The 21,099-nt window shown below is 52.5% G+C and carries 19 protein-coding genes; 2 read left to right on the top strand and 17 right to left on the bottom strand.

The window, feature by feature from the left end:
• Positions 1-44: 44 nt before the first annotated feature.
• The 17 genes from wzxC to wza all read right to left on the bottom strand — a co-directional run bounded on the left by wzxC (position 45) and on the right by wza (position 18,697).
• The gene (gene wzxC, locus FEK47_RS24715; RefSeq protein ID WP_001547445.1) at positions 45-1,523 is read right to left on the bottom strand and encodes a colanic acid undecaprenyl disphosphate flippase WzxC; all 1,479 of its coding nucleotides are present in this window, start codon (positions 1,521-1,523) and stop codon (positions 45-47) included.
• A gap of 1 nt (position 1,524) precedes the next feature.
• Positions 1,525-2,919: an undecaprenyl-phosphate glucose phosphotransferase gene (gene wcaJ / locus FEK47_RS24710; RefSeq protein ID WP_138183443.1), complete on the bottom strand. Its 1,395-nt coding sequence runs from the start codon at positions 2,917-2,919 to the stop codon at positions 1,525-1,527.
• 54 nt (positions 2,920-2,973) lie between these two features.
• Positions 2,974-4,344, bottom strand: a complete 1,371-nt coding sequence (cpsG, locus tag FEK47_RS24705; RefSeq protein ID WP_135486328.1) for a colanic acid biosynthesis phosphomannomutase CpsG — start codon at positions 4,342-4,344, stop codon at positions 2,974-2,976.
• Between the two features lie 192 nt (positions 4,345-4,536).
• Positions 4,537-5,973: a mannose-1-phosphate guanyltransferase gene (gene cpsB / locus FEK47_RS24700; protein WP_135486327.1), complete on the bottom strand. Its 1,437-nt coding sequence runs from the start codon at positions 5,971-5,973 to the stop codon at positions 4,537-4,539.
• 2 nt (positions 5,974-5,975) lie between these two features.
• Positions 5,976-7,199, bottom strand: a complete 1,224-nt coding sequence (gene wcaI, locus FEK47_RS24695; protein WP_135486326.1) for a colanic acid biosynthesis fucosyltransferase WcaI — start codon at positions 7,197-7,199, stop codon at positions 5,976-5,978.
• Positions 7,196-7,675 carry a GDP-mannose mannosyl hydrolase gene (gmm, locus tag FEK47_RS24690; protein WP_000479836.1) on the bottom strand — a complete coding sequence of 160 codons (480 nt, stop codon included), beginning with the start codon at positions 7,673-7,675 and terminating at the stop codon, positions 7,196-7,198. The genes wcaI and gmm overlap by 4 nt, the downstream gene beginning before the upstream one ends.
• 2 nt (positions 7,676-7,677) lie before the next feature.
• On the bottom strand, positions 7,678-8,643 hold the full coding sequence (fcl, locus tag FEK47_RS24685) for a GDP-L-fucose synthase (protein ID WP_000043615.1): 966 nt from the start codon (positions 8,641-8,643) through the stop codon (positions 7,678-7,680).
• 2 nt (positions 8,644-8,645) lie between these two features.
• Positions 8,646-9,767 carry a GDP-mannose 4,6-dehydratase gene (gene gmd / locus FEK47_RS24680; RefSeq protein WP_000048207.1) on the bottom strand — a complete coding sequence of 374 codons (1,122 nt, stop codon included), beginning with the start codon at positions 9,765-9,767 and terminating at the stop codon, positions 8,646-8,648.
• A 26-nt stretch (positions 9,768-9,793) separates the two neighbouring features.
• On the bottom strand, positions 9,794-10,342 hold the full coding sequence (gene wcaF, locus FEK47_RS24675; protein WP_135486325.1) for a colanic acid biosynthesis acetyltransferase WcaF: 549 nt from the start codon (positions 10,340-10,342) through the stop codon (positions 9,794-9,796).
• A gap of 15 nt (positions 10,343-10,357) precedes the next feature.
• Positions 10,358-11,104, bottom strand: a complete 747-nt coding sequence (gene wcaE, locus FEK47_RS24670) for a colanic acid biosynthesis glycosyltransferase WcaE (protein WP_135486324.1) — start codon at positions 11,102-11,104, stop codon at positions 10,358-10,360.
• A gap of 10 nt (positions 11,105-11,114) precedes the next feature.
• Positions 11,115-12,332: a colanic acid polymerase WcaD gene (gene wcaD, locus FEK47_RS24665; RefSeq protein ID WP_135486323.1), complete on the bottom strand. Its 1,218-nt coding sequence runs from the start codon at positions 12,330-12,332 to the stop codon at positions 11,115-11,117.
• Positions 12,307-13,524 (bottom strand): colanic acid biosynthesis glycosyltransferase WcaC, encoded by a 1,218-nt coding sequence (gene wcaC, locus FEK47_RS24660; protein ID WP_135486322.1) that lies wholly within the window; start codon positions 13,522-13,524, stop codon positions 12,307-12,309. Before wcaC ends, wcaD begins: the two co-directional genes overlap by 26 nt.
• Positions 13,521-14,009 (bottom strand): colanic acid biosynthesis acetyltransferase WcaB, encoded by a 489-nt coding sequence (gene wcaB, locus FEK47_RS24655; RefSeq protein WP_000888740.1) that lies wholly within the window; start codon positions 14,007-14,009, stop codon positions 13,521-13,523. Before wcaB ends, wcaC begins: the two co-directional genes overlap by 4 nt.
• A gap of 2 nt (positions 14,010-14,011) precedes the next feature.
• Positions 14,012-14,851 (bottom strand): colanic acid biosynthesis glycosyltransferase WcaA, encoded by an 840-nt coding sequence (gene wcaA / locus FEK47_RS24650; protein ID WP_000654503.1) that lies wholly within the window; start codon positions 14,849-14,851, stop codon positions 14,012-14,014.
• Positions 14,852-14,943: 92 nt separating this feature from the next.
• On the bottom strand, positions 14,944-17,106 hold the full coding sequence (gene wzc, locus FEK47_RS24645) for a tyrosine-protein kinase Wzc (protein WP_135486321.1): 2,163 nt from the start codon (positions 17,104-17,106) through the stop codon (positions 14,944-14,946).
• 2 nt (positions 17,107-17,108) lie between these two features.
• Positions 17,109-17,552, bottom strand: coding sequence for a low molecular weight protein-tyrosine-phosphatase Wzb (wzb, locus tag FEK47_RS24640; protein ID WP_000482901.1), 444 nt, complete (start codon positions 17,550-17,552; stop codon positions 17,109-17,111).
• A 5-nt stretch (positions 17,553-17,557) separates the two neighbouring features.
• Complete coding sequence (gene wza, locus FEK47_RS24635; protein WP_000978094.1) at positions 17,558-18,697, bottom strand: polysaccharide export protein Wza; 1,140 nt, start codon at positions 18,695-18,697, stop codon at positions 17,558-17,560.
• 308 nt (positions 18,698-19,005) lie between these two features.
• Here wza and FEK47_RS25180 point away from each other — a divergent pair, with 308 nt between their 5' ends.
• Both FEK47_RS25180 and FEK47_RS24630 read left to right on the top strand, forming a co-directional pair.
• Complete coding sequence (locus FEK47_RS25180) at positions 19,006-19,155, top strand: hypothetical protein (RefSeq protein ID WP_162829205.1); 150 nt, start codon at positions 19,006-19,008, stop codon at positions 19,153-19,155.
• Between the two features lie 200 nt (positions 19,156-19,355).
• On the top strand, positions 19,356-20,939 hold the full coding sequence (locus FEK47_RS24630) for a TerC family protein (RefSeq protein WP_135405205.1): 1,584 nt from the start codon (positions 19,356-19,358) through the stop codon (positions 20,937-20,939).
• Positions 20,940-21,099: the final 160 nt, after the last annotated feature.

The following is a 21,099-nucleotide window of genomic DNA, read 5'->3' as shown; positions in this document are numbered from 1 at the left end:
TCACGCCGCATCCGGCAACCATTGCCGAAACCGAAAACAACAACTCACCCCGCCCGTAAAAGCATTTTCATTTTTTCGCTGCGACAAAACTGACGCTTCACTTCCACCACCAGCGGATGGCGCGACAGCACAATCATCACCACAAACGCCAGCACGCCCGCGGCTATTTGCACCGCCAGCAGCATCCCCAGCGCCAGTTGCCCTTTCAGCACAATGCCCAGCGCATAACTAACCACCAGCGTCGGCAGCGAGAGATAAAACGGCAGCCACAAACTGAGGATGTACTGGCGATAACTGGAACCAAGAACCGGTTTAATCATCACGAAATAACTCAAAATGGTGTTGATAATCTGCACCAGCAGGAAGCCAAGCGTGACCCCGATTGCGCCCGCCATCTGCCCACCAATAACAATCGCCGGAATAAACAGAAAGGTTTTGAATACGTTGAATTTAAAGCTGATGTCCACCCGTGCTTTCGCCATCAGCAGCGAACCAATCGGGTTACCCACTGAGCGCAGCAGACCCACAATACACAGCAATTGCAGCACCGGAATAATGCTGTTCCACTTTTCACCAAAGACCAGCGGTACAAAGTTATTCGACACCACCATCAGCCCCAGCAGCGCCGGAAAGTTGATAATCCCCACCACCGACAGCAGCTTATAGAAGTTAATACGTAGCTTTTCGGTGTCGTCCTGAATTTTGGCAAACGCTGGAAACAACACGCGGGTGATGATCGGGTTCAGCTTCATCGGCGGCACAACGGCCACGTTGTATGCCAGGTTGTATCCCCCTGCCACGCCCGCGCCGAGAATACGCGCCAGCACCAGCGTTGAAAGGTTGGTGTTGAGATAGTTGATGATGCTGTCCGCCGTCAGCCAGGCACCAAAACGTAAGTTCGGTGCCACCGACGCCAGCGAGAAATGCAGACCGGGGCGATAAATTTTGCGGCCAAAGTAGCCAAACAGTAGCGTTCTCACCGCACTATTGACCAGATAACCGAGGATCGCGGTCATCGCCAGCGGCCAGAAATGGGCGCTAACCACCGTAAAAGTGAAGCCCGCCAGCACCGCGCTGGTTTCGATCATGCCGATTTTGTTGAACTCCAGCTCCTTCTGCATCAACGCGCGAAACTGTTGCCCGTGGGGGATCACCACAAACGCCAGCGACAATGTTTTAATCAACGGTGCCAGGTCCGGGTTATTCAGCACGTCACCAATGGCATCACTCAACAAAAACACCGCCACACACACCACAAGCCCCAGCCCAACGTTCAGCCAGTACAGCGTGGTGAGTTCAAGGTGACTGATTTCTTTCCGCTGAATAATCGAATTAGCGATACCGAAGTCAGAAAGCGTATCTGCCAGCGCGATAATCACCAGCGACACAGTCAGCAGGCCGAACTGGTGGTTGTCGATAATCCGCGCCAGCACGGTCATCTGCACCAGCCCGAGGCCGATGATGATTACCGTGGCAATCGCCGACCACTTCGCGCCGCTGATGGTTTTTTCACGTAAGCTCATATCAATATGCCGCTTTGTTAACGAATCCTTTGAACACCGTCAGGAAAACGATTTTGATATCGAACCAGACGCTCCATTCGCGGATGTACTCAAGGTCGAACTCGACGCGTTTTTCCATTTTCTCCAGCGTGTCGGTTTCGCCGCGCCAGCCATTAATCTGCGCCCAGCCAGTAATGCCTGGTTTCACCTTATGGCGCAGCATGTAGCCTTCAATGAGCTGGCGATACTGTTCGTTATGCGCCACCGCGTGCGGACGTGGACCGACAATCGACATCCCCCCGGTCAGCACATTGATAAACTGCGGCAATTCATCCAGCGAGGTGCGGCGCAGAAAGCTCCCCACTTTAGTGACGCGCGGATCGTTCTGCGTCGCCTGAGTCACCACTTTGTCGTTCTCCATCACTTTCATCGAACGGAACTTCCACACTTTGATCGGTTTGCCATCCATGCCGTAGCGAGTCTGGCGGAAAATAACCGGCCCCGGTGAGCTCAGTTTCACCGCCAGCGCAATGCAGCACAGCACAGGGGAGATCAGCAGCAGAATAAGCGTCGCCAGCACAATGTCTTCCGCACGTTTTAGCAGGCGGTTAACCCCGGAAAGCGGCGTGTCATACAGCGGCACCACCGGAACGCCGTTCATCTCTTCGAGGCGTGAATGGAGAATGTTGAAGGTAAAGACGTCGGGGATCAGCAGCACCGAACAGGTGGTGTCCGCCAGTTGATGGACCAGTTTTTTCACTCGCGCGCCGTCGCACATCTGCATCGCGATATAGACGTTATGAATCTTGCCCGCTTTCGCATCCTCGACCAGCTGTTGCAGATTGCCCGCCCAGTCGTTAGAAACGCCGCCCGGTTTTGGGTCGTGGTATACGCCCACCACTTCAAACCCTAACCACGGCTGATTACGGAAGCTCTCCATCAGCATTTGTCCGGCGGCTAAATCCCCCGCCACCGCGACCATGCGCTTGTTATAGCCATGATTACGCAGCCAGCCCGCTCCAATGCGAATACACGAACGGCAAACCACCAGTCCGATACTGGTCAGCGCATACCACGCCAGCCAGATTTTCAGTTGCGTGTCGAAATCATTATTGAACGCCACCAGTCCGGCGCTGAAAATCACGCTTAACGTCCAGTTTTGTAGCAGCAGGGCAAATTCTGTCGCTGCCCGAACACCGCGCCATGAGCGATAAAAATCGGTGATGCCGCCCAGCATCTGGAACACCACCAGCGTAATCAGCGCCACCAACAGGTGCATGTAGAGGAATGACAGTCCGCTGACTTCGCAAACCAGCCATAGCCCGGCAAACATGATGGTGATATCTGAAAAGCGTTGCACCATAGAGATTAACGATGCATTGGTTTTCGCTCGCTCGCGCTTTTTTAGATTTGTCATCGTTGTTCCTGTTATTAGCCCCTTACCCGCAATGGGGTAAGGGAAGATCCGACATTACTCGTTCAGCAACGTCAGCAGAGTTCGCGTTCGCGCTTCCATCAGCGGCACATCACCGCGCGATTCCACATTCAGGCGTACGACCGGTTCGGTGTTGGAAGAGCGCAGGTTAAAGCGCCAGTCGGCAAAGGTCATGCTGATGCCATCGGTGCGATCCACCGCCAGCGCCTCACGGCTAAAATGCTGTTCGACGCGGTTAATCGCCTCAACGGGTTGCGCCAGTTTGCTGTTGATCTCACCGCTTGCCGGAAACGCCGCCATCCGGTCGCGCACCAGTTCGCCCAGCGTTTTCCCTTTCAGGCACACCAGTTCGGCTACCAGCAGCCACGGGATCATGCCGCTGTCGCAGTAAGCGAAATCACGGAAGTAATGGTGGGCGCTCATTTCGCCACCGTAGATGGCGTCTTCCTTGCGCATACGTTCTTTAATAAAGGCGTGTCCGGTTTTCGACATCACCGGCGTGCCGCCTGCGGCAGTCACCACATCAACGGTGTTCCAGGAGAGACGCGGATCGTGGATGATCTTCGCGCCGGGATTTTTTTCGAGGAATGCTTCTGCCAACAGGCCGACAATGTAGTAGCCCTCGATAAACTGCCCTTTTTCGTCAAACAGGAAGCAGCGATCAAAATCACCGTCAAAGGCAATGCCCATATCCGCGCCGTGTTTGATGACCGCATTGCGGGTGTCGTCGCGGCATTCTGGCAGTAGCGGGTTAGGAATACCGTTGGGGAAATTGCCGTCCGGCGTGTTGTGTACTTTGATGAATTCCACCGGTGCGCCGAGGGTCTTAAAGCAGGCTTCAATGGCGTCCACCACCGGACCCGCTGCGCCGCTCCCGGAGTTAATCACCAGCTTGAGCGGCGTGAGGTTTTTGACGTTGATATAACCGAACAGGTGATCAACGTAAGTGTCACGCAGGTTGATTCGCTGATAGCGACCACGTTTGGTTTCATCGACGGGAGGGAAGTCGTTGGCTTCTGCCAGACGCTGGACATCGCGCAGTCCGGTATCGCCGCTGATCGGGCGAGCCCCTTCGCGCACCAGTTTCATGCCGTTGTAATCCATCGGATTATGGCTGGCGGTAACTTCAATGCCGCCATCCACGCCGAGATGGAACGTGGCGAAATAGATCTCTTCGGTGCCGGACATGCCAATATCCAGCACGTCGACGCCCGCATCCTGTAAACCTTTTGCCAGCGCCAGTTTTAAGGTTTCGCTGGTGAGGCGGACATCACCACCTAACACAATGGTTTTCGGTTTGAGAAATTCGCCATAGGCACGCCCAATGCGCCAGGCAATATCTTCATTCAGTTCTTCGCCTAATTTCCCGCGAATATCATAGGCTTTAAAGCAGGTTAATTTTTTCATGTCGTTACCCTTTTTCAGGCAATAGTTGGCCCTGACCGAAACGGCCAATTTTGTTTTTGTCGTTATTTACATCGCGGCTTCGCATTCATTGCCTGATGCGACGCTGCCGCGTCTTATCAGGCCTACAAACCCGAACCGTAGGTCGGATAAGGCGTTCACGCCGCATCCGACAGCCAGCGCCTGATGCGACGTTTACACCCGTCCGTAGCGATCCGCGAAGCGCACCACATCATCCTCTTCGAGATAAGAGCCGGAGCGCACTTCAATTAAATCGAGCGGAATTTTCCCCGGGTTTTCCAGGCAGTGCGTCGCCCCCAGCGGAATATAAATGGACTCGTTTTCACCAAGTAGTTTGATATCACCGTCAATGGTGACTTTTGCCGTTCCCGCGACCACCACCCAGTGTTCCGCGCGGTGATGATGCATCTGTACCGACAAGCCTTCGCCCGGTTTCACGGTGATGCGTTTCACCTGGTAGCGGTCGCCTGCGTCGATAGAGTCATATTTGCCCCACGGGCGATACACTTCGCGATGCACCCGATGCTCATGGCGACCATCGGCTTTGATCTGCTCGACCACTTTTTTCACATCCTGCACCGCGTTACGGTCGGCAATCAGCACCGCATCTTTGGTCTGCACCACCACCAAATCTTTCACCCCGACGGTGGTGACCAGGCCAGATTCGGCGTACACATAGCTGTTTTCAGTTTTGTGATTAATCACATCGCCGTGGCATACGTTGCCCTCGGCGGTGTGGGCGCTGATCTCCCATAATGAAGACCAGGAACCGACATCGCTCCAGCCCGCATCCATCGGCACCACAACGGCATCTGCCGTACGTTCCATGACCGCGTAATCCACCGACTCTTCCGGGCAGGCCAGAAACGCTTCTTCATCCACACGAATAAAATCGAGATCCGGATCGACGGCGCTCATCGCTTTTTCACAGGCGTCGAGGATGTCCGGGCGATATTTTTTCAGTTCTGCGAGATAGCGTCCGGCGCGGAACAGGAACATGCCGCTGTTCCAGTAATATTCGCCGCTTGCCACATAGGCCTGCGCGGTTTCCAGATTCGGTTTTTCGACAAACTGCGCCACTTCAAAGGCCACCGTATCCTGCTCGCCCGCAGACACTTCACCGCGACGAATATAGCCATAACCGGTTTCTGGTAGATCCGGCACAATGCCGAAGGTCACCAGCTTACCTGCTTCGGCATACGGCATAGCATTACGCACGGCGGCGCGGAACGCGTCTTCATCGGCAATCACATGATCCGCCGCCAATACCAGCATTAACGGGTCGCTCTCTGGGCTATGACGTTTTGCCGCCAGCGCCGCCAGCGCAATGGCAGGTGCAGTGTTACGCCCTGCCGGTTCGAGAATAATGTTCTCGGTGAGTTTGTTCAGTTGGCGCAGCTGTTCCGCGACAATAAAGCGGTGCTGCTCATTGCAAATCACCACCGGGCTTTCGCACTCCACGCCGTTCAGGCGGCAGATGGTGGTTTGCAGCATGGTGAGATCGCCTTTCAGGCATAAAAACTGCTTAGGATAAAGTACGCGGGAAAGCGGCCATAAGCGGCTACCGGAGCCACCTGCCATCACAACTGGATAGAGTTTCGACTGCGCCATAATTATCCCCGAATATCATTTATAAATTGACGTAACACGTTCTCTTTATCGAGCGTGCGTTCGGCATATTCACGTGCCACCGTGTTGTGTTTGGGCAGCAGGAGCGCCTGACGAATCCCCGCCACCAGCGCCTCGACCGATTCCGGTTCAACGCAAACCGCAATGCCCGGAAAGGTTTCGCAAAGCTGCCCCAGTTCTGTGTGGGCTTCCGCGGTAATCACCGCATTACCGCCTACTGCCAGAATATTGGTCAGTTTCGACGGCAATACGGCATCTGCCGCGCCACGTTTTTGCACCACCAGATGGCAATTCCCCATCTTCAGCAGTGCGGGTAAAGCGTCATACGATTGCAGCGGGAAAAATTGCATGTTGCGCAGTCCACGCTGCTGCGCCATTTTTTCCAGCCGCGCTTTGCCGCCGCCCTGCCCGACAATGGCAAAAATCAGCGGTTCATCACGCAGGCGATCGGCAGCTTCAATAACGTTTTCCAGTCCCTGCTTTTCACCAATATTGCCGGAGTAAAGAATGATTTTTTTGTTATCCGGCAGGCCAAGCTGGTTACGAAGGGCGTCAACATCGGCGTCTGCAACATGTTGAAAACGGGTAATTTCTGACCAGTTGGGGAAGAAGATGACGTTTTCCGCCGCCACGCCTTTTTCGATGGCTTTATTCATCATCGAACGCGAAATCGTGGAGACGTTATCGACGTTATGCAGTCCGCTACGTTCGAACGCCGTTGCCAGCTGTGCCACTTTGCCGCCTTTACCTTTTCCGGCAAGGCCCAGCCCCAGCATGGCGTCCACTTCGTAATCCTGAATATGCAGCACGGTACGCGCACCAGAGAGCTTCGCCAGAAGGCGCATTCCCGGCGTGCAAAACAGCGTTGGCACCACGCCAATAATGCGATCCGGCTTCCAGCGACGTTGCGCCATCAGCGGAAAGAAACTGCTGACGGCAAAACTGCCGAGATGCAACAGGCGTTTCAGGGTGCTCGGCTGTTTTGGCACGTACAGCGGGCAGCGCCACACCGTAGCGGCTCCCTCTTCTCGTTTGTACCGCCAGGCGGAATAGTTCTCGCCCACCTGCCACTGCGGGTAGTAAGGCGGTGCGGTAATGACCCGCACCTCATGACCTTGTGCCGCCAGCCATTCCACCATCTCGCCGGTGTATTTGCCGATGCCGGTTAACTCCGGCGAGTAGTTAATGCCGTAGACCAGTATTTTCATAATCCGGGTACTCCGGCACGCTTCTCAGCGAGAAAATAGGCGCGGCTGTTAGCGTGAACATTGTCACTGGCGAGCAGTGCGTCCGGCGTCAGCCAGCGGTAATCGTCATGCTGCTCATCCGGCAGTAACAGCTCTTCTTCCGCTACTCTGAAGCGAAAACCGAGCACCACATAGTGAGTGGTGAAATCCGTGCCGGAGAAGTTATCGTCATAAAAGTGCTGCCAGACACCGTAAAACTGGCCTGCTGTTATCGGCAGACGCAGCCCCAGTTCCGCCATCGTCAGCCGCTCAAATGCGGCTTCCAGCGTTTCGTCTTTCTGCACGCGCCCTCCCGGCACAAACCAGTAACCCTGCGCCGGGCGGTTGGTTCTTTTGCCAAGCAGAAACTCGCCGCGACTGTTCTCGACAATAAAGTCGAGAGAGACAAGCGGAGTGGAGCGCACTACCGTGGCAAAGTCTTCCTGACGTAAAAACATCATTACCCCCGAAAGCGGTCTTGATTCTCAAGGAACCACTGGTAAGTGCTGGCAAGCCCCGCTTCCAGTGAGATTTCGTGATACCAGCCAAGCTGATGCAGGCGCGTCACATCCAGCAGTTTGCGCGGCGTGCCATCCGGTTTGCTGGCATCAAAAACCACCCGACCTTTGTAACCCACCACTTTGGCGATGGTTTGCGCCAGCTCGCGGATAGTGCAGTCAACGCCCGTGCCGACGTTAATGTGCGACAGCATCGGCTGGGTGTTCTCCAGCCAGACTTCATGCGCCAGCTCCATGACATGAATGCTTGCCGCCGCCATATCATCGACGTGCAGAAATTCACGCATCGGTGTACCGCTGCCCCATACCACCACGTCCGGCGCATTCTGTGCCGTCGCCTCGTGGAAGCGACGCAGCAATGCAGGGATCACATGCGAATTACTCGGATGGAAGTTGTCGTGTGGCCCGTACAGGTTGGTCGGCATAACTGAGCGGTAATCGCGTCCGTACTGGCGGTTGTAAGATTCGCACAGTTTGATCCCGGCGATTTTGGCAATGGCGTAAGGCTCGTTGGTCGGCTCCAGCGTGCCCTGCAACAACTCGCTTTCTGCCATCGGCTGTTTTGCCAGTTTCGGGTAGATGCAGGACGATCCAAGAAACAGCAGTTTGTTCACGTCGTTCTGATGCGCGGCGTGAATGATGTTGCTCTCAATCATCATGTTCTGGTAGATGAAATCCGCCGGATAGGTGTTGTTGGCGACAATGCCGCCCACTTTCGCCGCCGCCAGATAGACCTGGTCAATGCTTTCGCTGGCAAAGAAATCATGCACCGCGCGGCTGTCCAGCAGGTTCAGCTCGTCGCGGGTGCGTAATACCAGTTCCACATCACCGCGCTGTTCGAGCTGTCGCCTGATGGCGGAACCGACCATCCCGCGATGGCCAGCGATAAAAATGCGTTGTTTACTCATGCTTATGACTCCAGCGCGATCGCCACGTCGTAGCCGTGAGATTTCAGCAGAGAGTGTTTTTTCGCCGCTTCGAGGTCATTAGCCACCATTTCAGACACCATCTCTCTGAGGGTGATTTCCGGTTTCCAGCCCAGTTTTTCATGCGCTTTAGTCGGGTCGCCGAGCAGCGTTTCAACTTCAGCCGGACGGAAGTAACGCGGGTCAACGGCGATAATCACATCGCCCGGTTTAACGCCTGGTGCGTCATGTCCGGTGACGGAAACCACAATGCCCTTCTCTTCAACGCCCGTGCCTTCAAAGCGCAGTTTGATGCCCAGCTGTGCTGCCGCCATTTCCACGAACTGACGCACGGAGTACTGAACGCCGGTAGCGATAACGAAATCTTCCGGTTGTTCCTGTTGCAGCATCATCCACTGCATTTTTACGTAGTCTTTGGCATGGCCCCAGTCGCGCAGGGAATCCATATTGCCGAGGTACAGGCAAGACTCCAGCCCCTGGGCGATGTTGGCGATTGCGCGGGTGATTTTGCGGGTAACGAAGGTTTCGCCGCGGCGCGGGGATTCATGGTTGAAGAGAATACCGTTACAAGCGTACATGCCGTAGGATTCGCGGTAGTTAACGGTGATCCAGTAGGCGTACAGTTTGGCGACCGCATACGGAGAGCGTGGGTAGAACGGCGTGGTTTCTTTCTGCGGAATTTCCTGCACCAGACCGTACAGTTCAGAGGTGGAAGCCTGATAAAAACGGGTTTTCTTTTCCAGACCGAGGAAGCGGATCGCCTCCAGCAGGCGCAGCGTACCCATCGCATCGACGTCTGCGGTATATTCCGGTGACTCAAATGAAACCGCAACGTGGCTCATTGCGCCCAGGTTGTACACTTCATCCGGCTGCACTTCACGCAAAATACGCGTCAGGTTGGAGGTATCACTCAGGTCGCCATAATGCAGATGGAATTTCGGGTTGCAGGTGTGCGGATCCTGATAAATGTGATCCACGCGCTCGGTGTTGAATGACGATGCACGACGCTTAATACCATGCACCTCGTAACCTTTTTCCAGCAGCAGTTCTGCCAGGTAAGAACCGTCTTGTCCGGTTACACCGGTGATGAGAGCGACTTTTGACATGTCTTATTCCTCTGTATTTTTTGAATTTATTCAGTTTCAACGCGTTCGCGTATCACCACTGCGGGATTCCCCCGGCAAACCACATTTGCCGGAAGCGATTTAAAAACACTGCTTCGCGCACCCACGACGGCGCCGTCGCCGATCGTGACGCCAGGGGCAACAAAAACATCTGTCGCCAGCCAGCATTTCTCGCCAATCACAATAGGCGTGGCGTTAATGGTGAAATGTTGACTTGCATGGTCGTGGCTCCCGGTGCATAAATAACTTTTTTGCGATATCACCGAATGTGCGCCAATGGTTATTTCACCGAGGGTATATAAATTGACGTCATCGCCGACCCACGCGTAATCACCTAAGGTCAATTTCCACGGATAGGTAATTTTTACTGACGGACGAATAACTACGTTTTTTCCTATTTTTGCGCCGAATAAACGTAATAAAAAAGCCCGCCAGCGATACAATACTTGTGGCGACCAGGCAAATATTGTTGACTGTACTGCCCACCATAATTGCACTTTAATAGCGTTGCCGCCCCGGAACCCTTTCGGTACCGAGAAACCGCTTAAATCTTGCATCGTTTTCTCTTATATTCAGCTTTTGTTATATAAGGCTTTCGTCTTTGAGGTAGTACGTTGGCGTAAATGCCAGGATAATTCTGCCCAGAAGCCAGGCACATGTAATATCTGCCGTTGGACTTTTTTGGCGTCAGCACACAATTCCATATTATTGGTGGTTGATACCCCACCCATAGAAAATTCAGACACCAGGCCATTGAGTTTTTTAAATGCATAACCGGCTTTATACATTTTGGCTGCCAGCGCGTAATCGGAAGAAACTTTATATTCCAGGTCATAACGCCATTTTTTCAAGCCGGATACCGGGAAAAATATCGCCTGATGGCTGGCGGGCAGGCTGTGATAAATATACCAACCCGGTTTGGCGCTACGTTTAATTTTATGCCCATCGCCAAAATCCAGCAGCGCATCGCCGGTGATCATCACGTTATCTTTTTGCATTTTTAACTTACGGACAAAATTTGCGGCATCCTGATGAAAAATATCGCCCGAATTGAGAAACAACGCGAACTTGCCTTGTGCCATCGCAATGCCTTTGTTCATGGCGTCGTAGATACCGTTATCTGGCTCGCTGACAAAGCGTAGGTTATAGATACCATTGAGATTTTCCAGGTACTCACGGGTGCCGTCGTTGGAACCGCCATCGACAACAATCCATTCGAAGCTGATATCGTCCGCCCGCGACAGATGCGCCAGCGAGGCATAGGTTTTAGCAATCCCTTCAAGATTACGAAACGCGACAGTGATTATGCTAAGCAACATGTTCTTATTCTTACCTCGTAATATTTAACGCTTTTCGCAAAATAAACGGACAGACGATTAAAAATGCATATTCCGGGCTAAATATCGAACCGGTAAAAAACAGCGATACCGGAGTAAAAAGATATAATTGCACGCGAAAATTGCGGTTATCACCAAAAGCGTTGATCATCATTTTTATCACTTTCCCCATGTACCACAGCGATAAAAACACCGCGAACCAGGAAAAATAAATAATCAGCAGATACAAACCATTGTCTATGGTTTTTCCGACATCCGCACCGTTAAATATTCCGAATGATGCGACATATTCATAAAGTGAGCCAAATCTGACTACACCGTCAATATGGGTCAAAGAATAACCGACCATCACCAGCGGACCGACAATACGATAATACGATGACGATCCTTCTGTACCTAAATCGCCCAGACGGGTGGAAATATAAGGAAACGCGATTACCACACCAACCAGGAATACAGCCAGAGAAATCAATGCTAACGGTAACTTTTTCTTAATCGCCTCTTTATTCAGATATTGAAATGCCCACTCCAGCAAATAAAACAGGATAAAGGTCATAACCCCTGAAAACGATCCGGATAATATTATTCCTGCGAGAATCATAGCATCTGTTTTAGGCGTTTTGATACCAAACTGTTTGATGCTGAGCCAAATTGAGATTAATGCCAGAGCGAAAAATGCCGGTTCGAAATAAAGTGCTGTCGTACGCTTACCGCCGAATTTAATGAAATTCAGCACATAGCTGTTGCTGTAAATCAGATATTTCGAAATCGACTCCATAATACTGCTGCCACCGGTGAGGATAATTTGCGCCATCTCCACCGCCGCCAGCGCCACCACCAGCCCGACCACCAGATAAAAGAAACGTAATATCTTGCGATGGTTGTGTGGCGAAATTGTTTTATAACGAATACTCCACACCATGCCAATAATGATCACAATATAGACAAACAGCATAGTTGAAGTGACGTATTTACCGGCATCCAAGGACTGACCAAACAGATAGTTGAACGCCGTGAGCCCCGCGCCAATCCCCAAGGCAATCATCAATTTTTTAACGCTGATGCGCTCTAAAAACAGCAGTAACAAGACAGGTAAAAAAGTGACGATGGTGATGGGGAAACTTTCGCCAAGCTGGGCGATTTTGACGTTAACCAGCAGGTAGATCAGCGGCAGCAGCAGGTAGCTACAGATTCTGATAGAAGTTGACATACTCCTCCAGCATCTGTTGTCCACTGTAGGCGGCGCGGCTGCGTTGGCTGAACTCAGCCAGCGTGGTACCAAATATCGCCTGCGCGATTTCCGGTTTGCTTAACTGCACCAGTTTCAGCACGTCTTCTTCGCTGACGGTTTTACCGCCGGATTTTTGCAGCACTTCCCGCGCCGCATCGCTATGGGTGGCAATCACCGGCACGCCAATTGATAACGCCTCACACAAAATCAGCGGGTAGTTATCGACGCGAGAACTGAACACCAGCGCATCCATCTGATTGAGCGCGCTCATCAACTTGCGCTTGTCAGTTTCAAAGCCGTGATTAATCACGTTGCCAGCGGTGAACGGCGAGAACTTACCGAAGGTATGCAGTTCGATTTTGTCGCCCAGCGCCATCATCTCGCGTACCAGTTGCTGGTTAGTTTTGCCGTCGTAACGCAGGTCATGCGCTACCACCGCGATTTTCGGCTTGCCCTGGGTTTCGCGCACCGGAGGCAGATCCGCCAGAATCGCTTCGGTTGCCATATCAATGCCGTTATTGATAATCCGGCAACGCCCTGGCCCGTACAGGCTATTGAAAGCGTCAGCCACATGCTGGCTGGGGGAAATAAACTGACAGCCCAGCGCCAGCATCTCACGGAATAACTGGCGTTTGCCCGCCACCAGCTGGTGCGCGCGATCAATCTTCACCGGCGGATAGTTATTTAAGGTCGGGCATTTCTGGCAGCCCGTTTTCCAGCCTTCGCAACCGTCGGTAAAGGCGCAGCGTCCGGTTACACTCCAGTGGTCGTGCAGCGTCCAGAGCAGAGTGACATCCGGTTTGTGGTTTTTCACCTTTTCGCAAAAGCGCACCACGCTCTTAAGATTTAGCCAGTAGCTGTGCAGCACATGAAAATGCAGGACCACCGGACCCGGTGTGCGAGTAATGGTGCGATATAACTCATTGAAATTGCCAAACAGATCGCGATTAAACAGACGAAACAGGGCAATGTTCGCCATCGCGGTCATCCGCGGCGTATGCTTGATTACCTGCGGATAATTCTGATGGCTGACGCTCTCTTTGCCGCCTTTGCCGTAGCCGTAGACAAAATGTGACGCCAGCCCCTGTTGCAGCGCACGCTGGTGGAGATCTAACGCCACACCTGCTGCCCCGCCTTCCGCCAGTCGCACATTAAATTGCAGAATATTCATTTAATTACCTTCACTCGCGCTTTTTCTCCCACCACCAGCGCGTTATCCGGGACAGAGTCGAGCACCACGCTGCCCGCGCCCACGGTGACGTTGTTACCAAGCGTGATATCACCAAGAATTATGACGTTGGCACCGAGTTCGACGCCGTTGCCAATGTGTGGACATGCCATGTTATCGGCACCACGATTGCCGATAGTGACGCCGTGGCGAATGGTGAAATCATCCCCCGCTACCACGTTTTTATTGATCACTACGGCGTAACCGTGATGGATAGTGAAACGGCGACCAATGGTTGCGGCGGCCTGGATTTCATAACCGAAAAAGCATTCGGTGATAATGCGATACAGCACCAGCAGCGGGGCCGCCCACAGATTGTTGAGGACGTTCTTTTTGCGCCACACTGAACAAAAATGAGCGACGCGATAGGCAAGAACCATGCAGCACGGGCGTAAACTCCAGCTGTTGGCGCGCAGATCTTCCAGCATCTTTAGCGCCCCCGAATACCATCAGCCAGACGTTTGCCGTTACGCACCGACAGCAGCGTCAACAAGGTGCGCCAGGTCATACGTTTATTACGGATCTGGTAGAGGGTAAACAGCTGATATTTTTTGCTGGCACGGTCGAATTTGTCTTTGTGCTTGCGGTAAAAGTGGAAGTATCCGGAGAATTTTTTCGGTGACGAGGTGATCTGCATTTCGCCGTGATTGATATGCAGGATCTGCGTCGCCTCTTCCACTTTCCACGGTTCGCCGTACTCCACTACCATTCGCAGGAAGATGTCGTAATCCTGTGCTGCTTTCAGTTCGGTATCGAACAAGCACTCTTTGAAACGCCATGCCCAGGTAAAGACCTGGTTGCCGATGATATTGCGTTTGTAGAACAGGCGGCGTGAATACGGCGATTTGGGATACAGCGGCAAGCTTGCCGGTTGGGAATAGACTTCGCCCTGGCAAACGTAGTCGTTAGCGTACAAAAAGGCGTGAGTGACCAGTTGCTGTTTATGGGCGAGGAAGACGCTCAGTCGGTTGGGCGTCCATTCATCATCATCATCGATCCCGGTGATGTATTCCCCTTGCGCCAGCATAATCGCCTGGTTACGTACCGCACACGCCCCGCTGTTAATATCATTGTGGATGTAAGTGATACGCGGATCGTTGAGGGCGGTGACGTATTGTTGCAGTTGTTCCCAGGAGGTGGAGCAATCATCCACGATGATCATCTCCCAGTTGCTGTAGTCCTGGCGCAGGACCGATTTTATCGCCCGAATCGCCAGTTGTTGGCGGTTCCAGGTCGGCATATAGATTGAAATCAGCGGATTGTCTTTCATAGGTTGTTCTCCCGGCTTATGAGCTGGTTTGCTTGCCGGATGCGGCGTGGACGCCTTATCCGGCCTACGGGGCGGTGCGAATACAGGCGTCGTTATTTCGCATCCGACTTATATTCGTATTCGTAATAGCCATAATCCTGATACGCGCTGGCGCGGCGGAAGATGGAGTTCAGAATCACCCCTTTCACCGGAATACCGTTTTGCTCAAAGCGGCTCAGACTGGTTTCCACTTCTTTCAATGTGTTGACCGCATAACGCGCCACCATTAACGTGGTTCCAGCGTGACGCCCGACAATTGCTGCATCGGTCACTGCCAGAATCGGCGGCGTATCAATCAACACCAGGTCATAGTTTTTACTCGCCCAGTTCACCAGTTCGGCAAAGCGTTCGCTCATTAACAGTTCAGAAGGATTTGGCGGCACCTGACCGCGCGGGATCAGGTCAAATTTGGCAATAGAGGTCGGTTTAGCAGCGGTAGTAATATCGCCCTGACCAATCAGAATTTCCGACAGGCCATTGACGTTATTGGTGCCCAACAGCTCGTGGGTGTAGCCTTTGCGCATATCGCAGTCGATCAACAACACGCGTTTATTGGTCTGGCTGATCACCGCCGCCAGGTTGGCGCAGACAAAGGTTTTACCGATTGACGGGCTAACCCCGGTCATCATCAACACATTGTTCTGCGCCTGCATCATCGCGAAGTGCAGACTGGTACGCAGACTACGGATGGCTTCAATCGCCAGATCGGTTGGATTCCCCACCGCCAGTAGCTGGCTCTGTTTATAGCGTTTAATCCCTTTGATGGTTTTGACGCTATCGCGCGCTTTTTGCCATTCCGACAGCGGGATGCTGGCATAGACGCTAATACCGTGTTCTTCCAGCACCTGTGGGCTTTCGATGCCGCGATTAAACAACGAGCGCAGCAGCACACCCACGATAGAGAGCATCAGGCCGAGGATAATCGCGCCGAGGATAATCAGTCCTTTCTTCGGTTTCAGTACACCTGGCTGGGTGATTGCCGGGTCAACAATGCGCACATCGCCGACGGTGCTGGCTTCGGTGATTTTCAGCTCCTGCTCTTTATTCAGCAGTTGCATATAGACCTGCTGACCAGACTCGACATCGCGGGTCAGGCGCACAATCTCCTGCTGGGTTTTCGGCATCGCCGTTACGCGACCGTTAAGTTTGGCTTTTTCGTCTTCCAGCGCCTGACGTTTCTCCAACAGCGTGCGGTACGCCGGATGAACTTTGGTGAACAGCTTGGAGATTTCCGCCTCTTTAAAGGTCAGTTCGTTCAGCTGCGCGTCGATGTTCACCATTGAATCAAGCACCGCTTTTGCTTCCAGCGGCAGATCAACAGAATCTTTATCCTGACGGAAGGCATTCAGTTTGTTTTCGGCGACATCAAGGCGGCTGCGTACTTCTGGTAACTGTTGCGCGAGGAAGGCGAGGCTTTTCGACGCTTCCGCCGATTTGCGCTCAATATTTTGTTCCTGATAGTTACGGGCGATGCTGTTAAGAATGTCGCGGATCTGTTCGCGATCTTCACCGGTATAAGTCAGGCTCAGTACGCCTGCGTCTTTGCCGTTCTCCGTTACCGTCAGGCTGTTTTGCAGTTGATTGATCATCCCCAGCGTGGAGTATTTGGTGACGGTAAACTCACTGCCCGGGCTGGCGTGAATAGCTTCAACCATCAGCGTGACGCCTTCTTTTTTCAGCATCTGGCCCGCTTGCCCACGGGCGCTAAAGCCGCCATCACTGCTCAGGGTGTAGTTTTTGTCATCCAGCACATTAAGCGTAAACACCTGATCCGCCATCTCTTTCGGGCGGTTAAAGGTGGTCACTTTCACCGTCTCGTTCTGACGTCCCATCAGGCGATCCCAGCCCGCACCGAAAATCGGGAACGTGTTTTTGCTCACCGCAATATCGAGGTCGAGATCGTCCACCGTTTTACCAAGCACCAGACGCGAACGAATCAACTGGATCTCGGCGTCCGATGCTGGCGGTTTATTGGCTAATGCCGAGCCGATATCCTGCACCAGCGAATTGCCGCTGCTTTGCTCGATTTGTACCAGTGCGTCGGCACTGTATATCGGCGTGGCGAAGAAGGTGTAAACCACAGCACAGAGGGCGAATACGGCGGTGATGCCAATCACCCACCAGCGCGCTTCAATGACGGTGCCGACCAGGCGACCAATATCGATTTCATCACTGCCCGTTACCGGAGCGGCATGTTGTTTTACTTTTTCTGTCATTCTTATACCTGCTCTGCGTTCAATGCCTGCGCCCACTGGCGGGCAGACCGTTCAAGTAATGTGTACACCGCTGCAAACGTTTCCCGGCTTTTGCGATACGGATCGGGGATTTCACATTCGTTATCCCAGTGACCAAACAGCATCACTTTGCCGCGCATCTCAGGTGCCATCTCGCATAAGCGTTCGATATGGCGCTTTTCCATGGTCAAAATCAGGTCATAGTTGCGACACAGGCGGCGACTGATTTGTCGTGCACAGTGGCCTTCCAGAGACAGTTGATGTTCTGCGGCGACGCTGATAGCGGTAGGATCAGCGCCCTTACCGACCAGCGCGCCGAGTCCAGCGGACTCCACTTTCAGTTCCGGGTGATAACGTTGCAGTAAGCGTTCCGCCGTCGGGGAACGGCAAATATTGCCGACACAGACAACTAAGATGTTGTTAAACATGACGATTACCAGTTATGAATGTCGCTGGCTGTATCCGTCATGTAACGGACACCGCTAATAGTTGGCAGCAACTGATTGATCAGACGGTTCCAGCGGGAAACCGGTGCGGTGGTGACATACACCACGTCATAAGGTTGCAGGCGGAATTCTGTCGCCATCACCAGCGACGTGGCATCGGACATATCCAGCTGGTAGATATTGGCAATCTTGCCGTTACGCCCGCCCTCGCCTTTCAGCGGACGAATGACAAAGATGCCGCTGGCGTTGGAGGTGGTCATGTCGATGCCTTCAGCATTGCCCAGGGCTTCAGTCAGGGTCATGCCGCTAAAGTCCATTTTCAGGGTGCTCTGTTTCTTCACTTCACCCATCACAAATACTTTCAGATCATCATTACGCGGCACGTAGAGAATATCGCCGGGATAAAGCAGTCGGTTCTGGTTGAGGTCGCCGTTTTGCATCAGTGCCTGTAAAGAAATACGTTCTTCACGACCATTGTGTGTTAGCACCACGTTGCGCCAGTCAGCGGTGTCGGTCAGGCCACCTGCGGCGTTGATGGCATCGAGAATGGTCAGAGGCACGTTGGTAATGGCCTGTTGACCGGATTTATTCACCTGACCGGAGATGTAGGCTTTTTGCGAGCGGAAGGCGGCGATATTAACGTCCACCTGCGGGTCAGCGATGTACGTCGCTAAGCGCCCGGTAATATCACTGCGGATTTCAGCGAGCGTTTTTCCCACCACGTGAACCTTGCCGATATACGGGTAGAACATGGTGCCGTCTGGCTGTACCCAGTTACCGGTGTCGCTGGAGCTGCGATACTGACCGGCTGGCGTAGTGAGTTCCGGGTGATCCCAGACAGTGACATTAAGAACGTCGCCCGGCCCGACGCGATACTGGTAATTCGCGATCTCACTTTCCAGCGTCATATTGGGGCGCGCTACATTCGGGCGTGGGCGTAATTGGTCAATCAGGCGCGGGGTCAGCGGATAAACATTCACCATTTTGTCGAGATCGAAATCAGCGTCCTGCTGTTTGATGACGTCTTTCCCCATCGTCGACATATTGCTGCCCGGAAGTACTGTGCAACCGCTTATCAAGGTTACTGACACCAATAATGGCATCAATTTCATTTTGGATTTCATCATTGTTTATTTATCACTTTGGCAGAGTAATTATCCTGTGCACTATTAATAGCAATGTCGCCATGCACATTTACCTTGCAGTTAATTGAATAAAAATTTAACTGGCATCAGTCCTAAAAAAATTGATTTCATCCGCAGGCTATTGACAGAATAATTCAGACTGGTCTTTCAGGCATCCAGACACGCTACCGCCCCTGGCTTTTTAGCTACCAATACACTGATTTAGCTTAATTTTTAAAACCCTCTCAACATACAGTCGTTGATGAGAAAGGGTTATTGCGGAAATTAACTTCCGAATATAAGGTGACATTATGGTAATTGAATATTGGCTCTCCAATAATGCAGGAGGAAGTGTTACAGCTAACGGAATAGCAGGCAAGGTAACAATTCGGCAATTGGCTATTTTTAAGAATTATATTAAGTGTCATTCAATATGGTTTTTAGGAGTTTCTTTAGGTTGACAATATTTAATACAGTGTCTCCACATGCGATATTTCTTAAATAATGTTTTATTATTACCACTTTTAATTCAGGGATAATGTGAGATTATTACCCTCAAATAATATGAGATAAATAGTGCTGCAACATTGCATTTTTGCCCTGATTTATCCATGATCGAATTGTGACATTTGTCATACAACGAATAGGTTTTGTACTTACTATGGAATGGATTGCCGATCCGTCTATCTGGGCCGGGTTAATCACGCTGATTGTGATCGAACTGGTCCTCGGCATTGATAACCTGGTCTTTATTGCCATCCTCGCCGAAAAACTACCGCCGAAGCAGCGTGACCGCGCACGGGTTACCGGGCTGCTGCTGGCGATGTTAATGCGCCTGTTACTGCTGGCGTCAATCTCCTGGCTGGTCACCCTGACTCAACCGCTGTTCAGCTTCCGCTCGTTTACCTTTAGCGCCCGCGACTTAATCATGCTGTTTGGTGGTTTCTTCCTGTTGTTCAAAGCCACGATGGAGCTGAACGAACGGCTGGAAGGGAAAGACAGCAATAATCCCACACAACGCAAAGGTGCGAAGTTCTGGGGCGTGGTGACGCAAATTGTGGTGCTGGACGCCATCTTCTCACTCGACTCGGTGATTACCGCCGTCGGGATGGTCGACCATTTACTGGTCATGATGGCCGCCGTCGTTATCGCTATCAGCCTGATGCTGATGGCCAGCAAACCGTTAACCCAGTTCGTTAATAGCCATCCGACCATCGTCATACTCTGCTTAAGTTTCCTGTTGATGATTGGCTTTAGCCTGGTGGCGGAAGGTTTCGGATTCGCTATTCCGAAGGGCTATCTGTACGCTGCCATTGGTTTCTCGGTGATGATCGAGGCGCTCAATCAGTTGGCTATCTTTAACCGGCGACGTTTTCTCTCCGCTAACCAGACGCTGCGCCAGCGGACTACCGAAGCGGTAATGCGCCTGCTTAGCGGGCAAAAAGAAGATGCGGAACTGGACGCCGAAACCGCGTCCATGCTGGTGGATCATGGTAACCAGCAGATCTTTAATCCGCAGGAACGGCGGATGATTGAGCGGGTACTTAATCTTAACCAGCGTACCGTCAGCAGCATTATGACGTCGCGCCACGATATTGAGCATATCGATCTCAACGCGCCGGAAGACGAGATCCGCCAGTTGCTGGAGCGAAATCAGCATACGCGGCTGGTGGTTACCGACGGTGATGATGCAGAAGATTTGCTCGGTGTTGTTCACGTTATCGACCTGCTACAACAGTCACTGCGCGGCGAACCGCTCAACCTGCGGGTGTTGATTCGCCAGCCGCTGGTGTTCCCGGAAACCTTGCCGTTGTTACCTGCCCTGGAGCAGTTCCGTAATGCCCGCACACACTTTGCTTTTGTGGTGGATGAGTTTGGCTCGGTGGAAGGGATTGTGACATTAAGTGACGTCACTGAAACCATTGCCGGTAACTTGCCGAACGAAGTGGAAGAGATCGACGCCCGCCATGATATTCAGAAGAATGCCGACGGTTCCTGGACGGCGAATGGTCATATGCCGCTGGAGGATCTGGTGCAATATGTGCCGCTGCCGCTGGATGAAAAACGTGAATATCACACCATTGCCGGGCTGTTGATGGAATATTTGCAGCGTATTCCAAAACCTGGCGAAGAAGTTCAGGTGGGGGATTATTTGCTTAAAACGTTGCAGGTGGAAAGCCATCGTGTGCAGAAGGTGCAGATTATTCCGCTGCGTAAGGATGGCGAGATGGAGTACGAGGTGTGATGGTATCGGCCATTTTACCCAATGCTGCGTAACGCCTTATAACTTCAGCAATGAAGCGTTGTCTGTGGTACATGGACATCACAGCGGGGGTGTGGGTCCGGCTGTAAATCGCCGAATCGTTTCCTGTAGGCCGGGGCAGCCCACATGGATGTGGGCTGAG

The organism is Escherichia sp. E3659 (assembly GCF_005781135.1).
Classification (GTDB): domain Bacteria; phylum Pseudomonadota; class Gammaproteobacteria; order Enterobacterales; family Enterobacteriaceae; genus Escherichia.
Note: the sequence above shows the minus strand (reverse complement) of the source record. Positions and strands in the feature narration are given on the sequence as shown.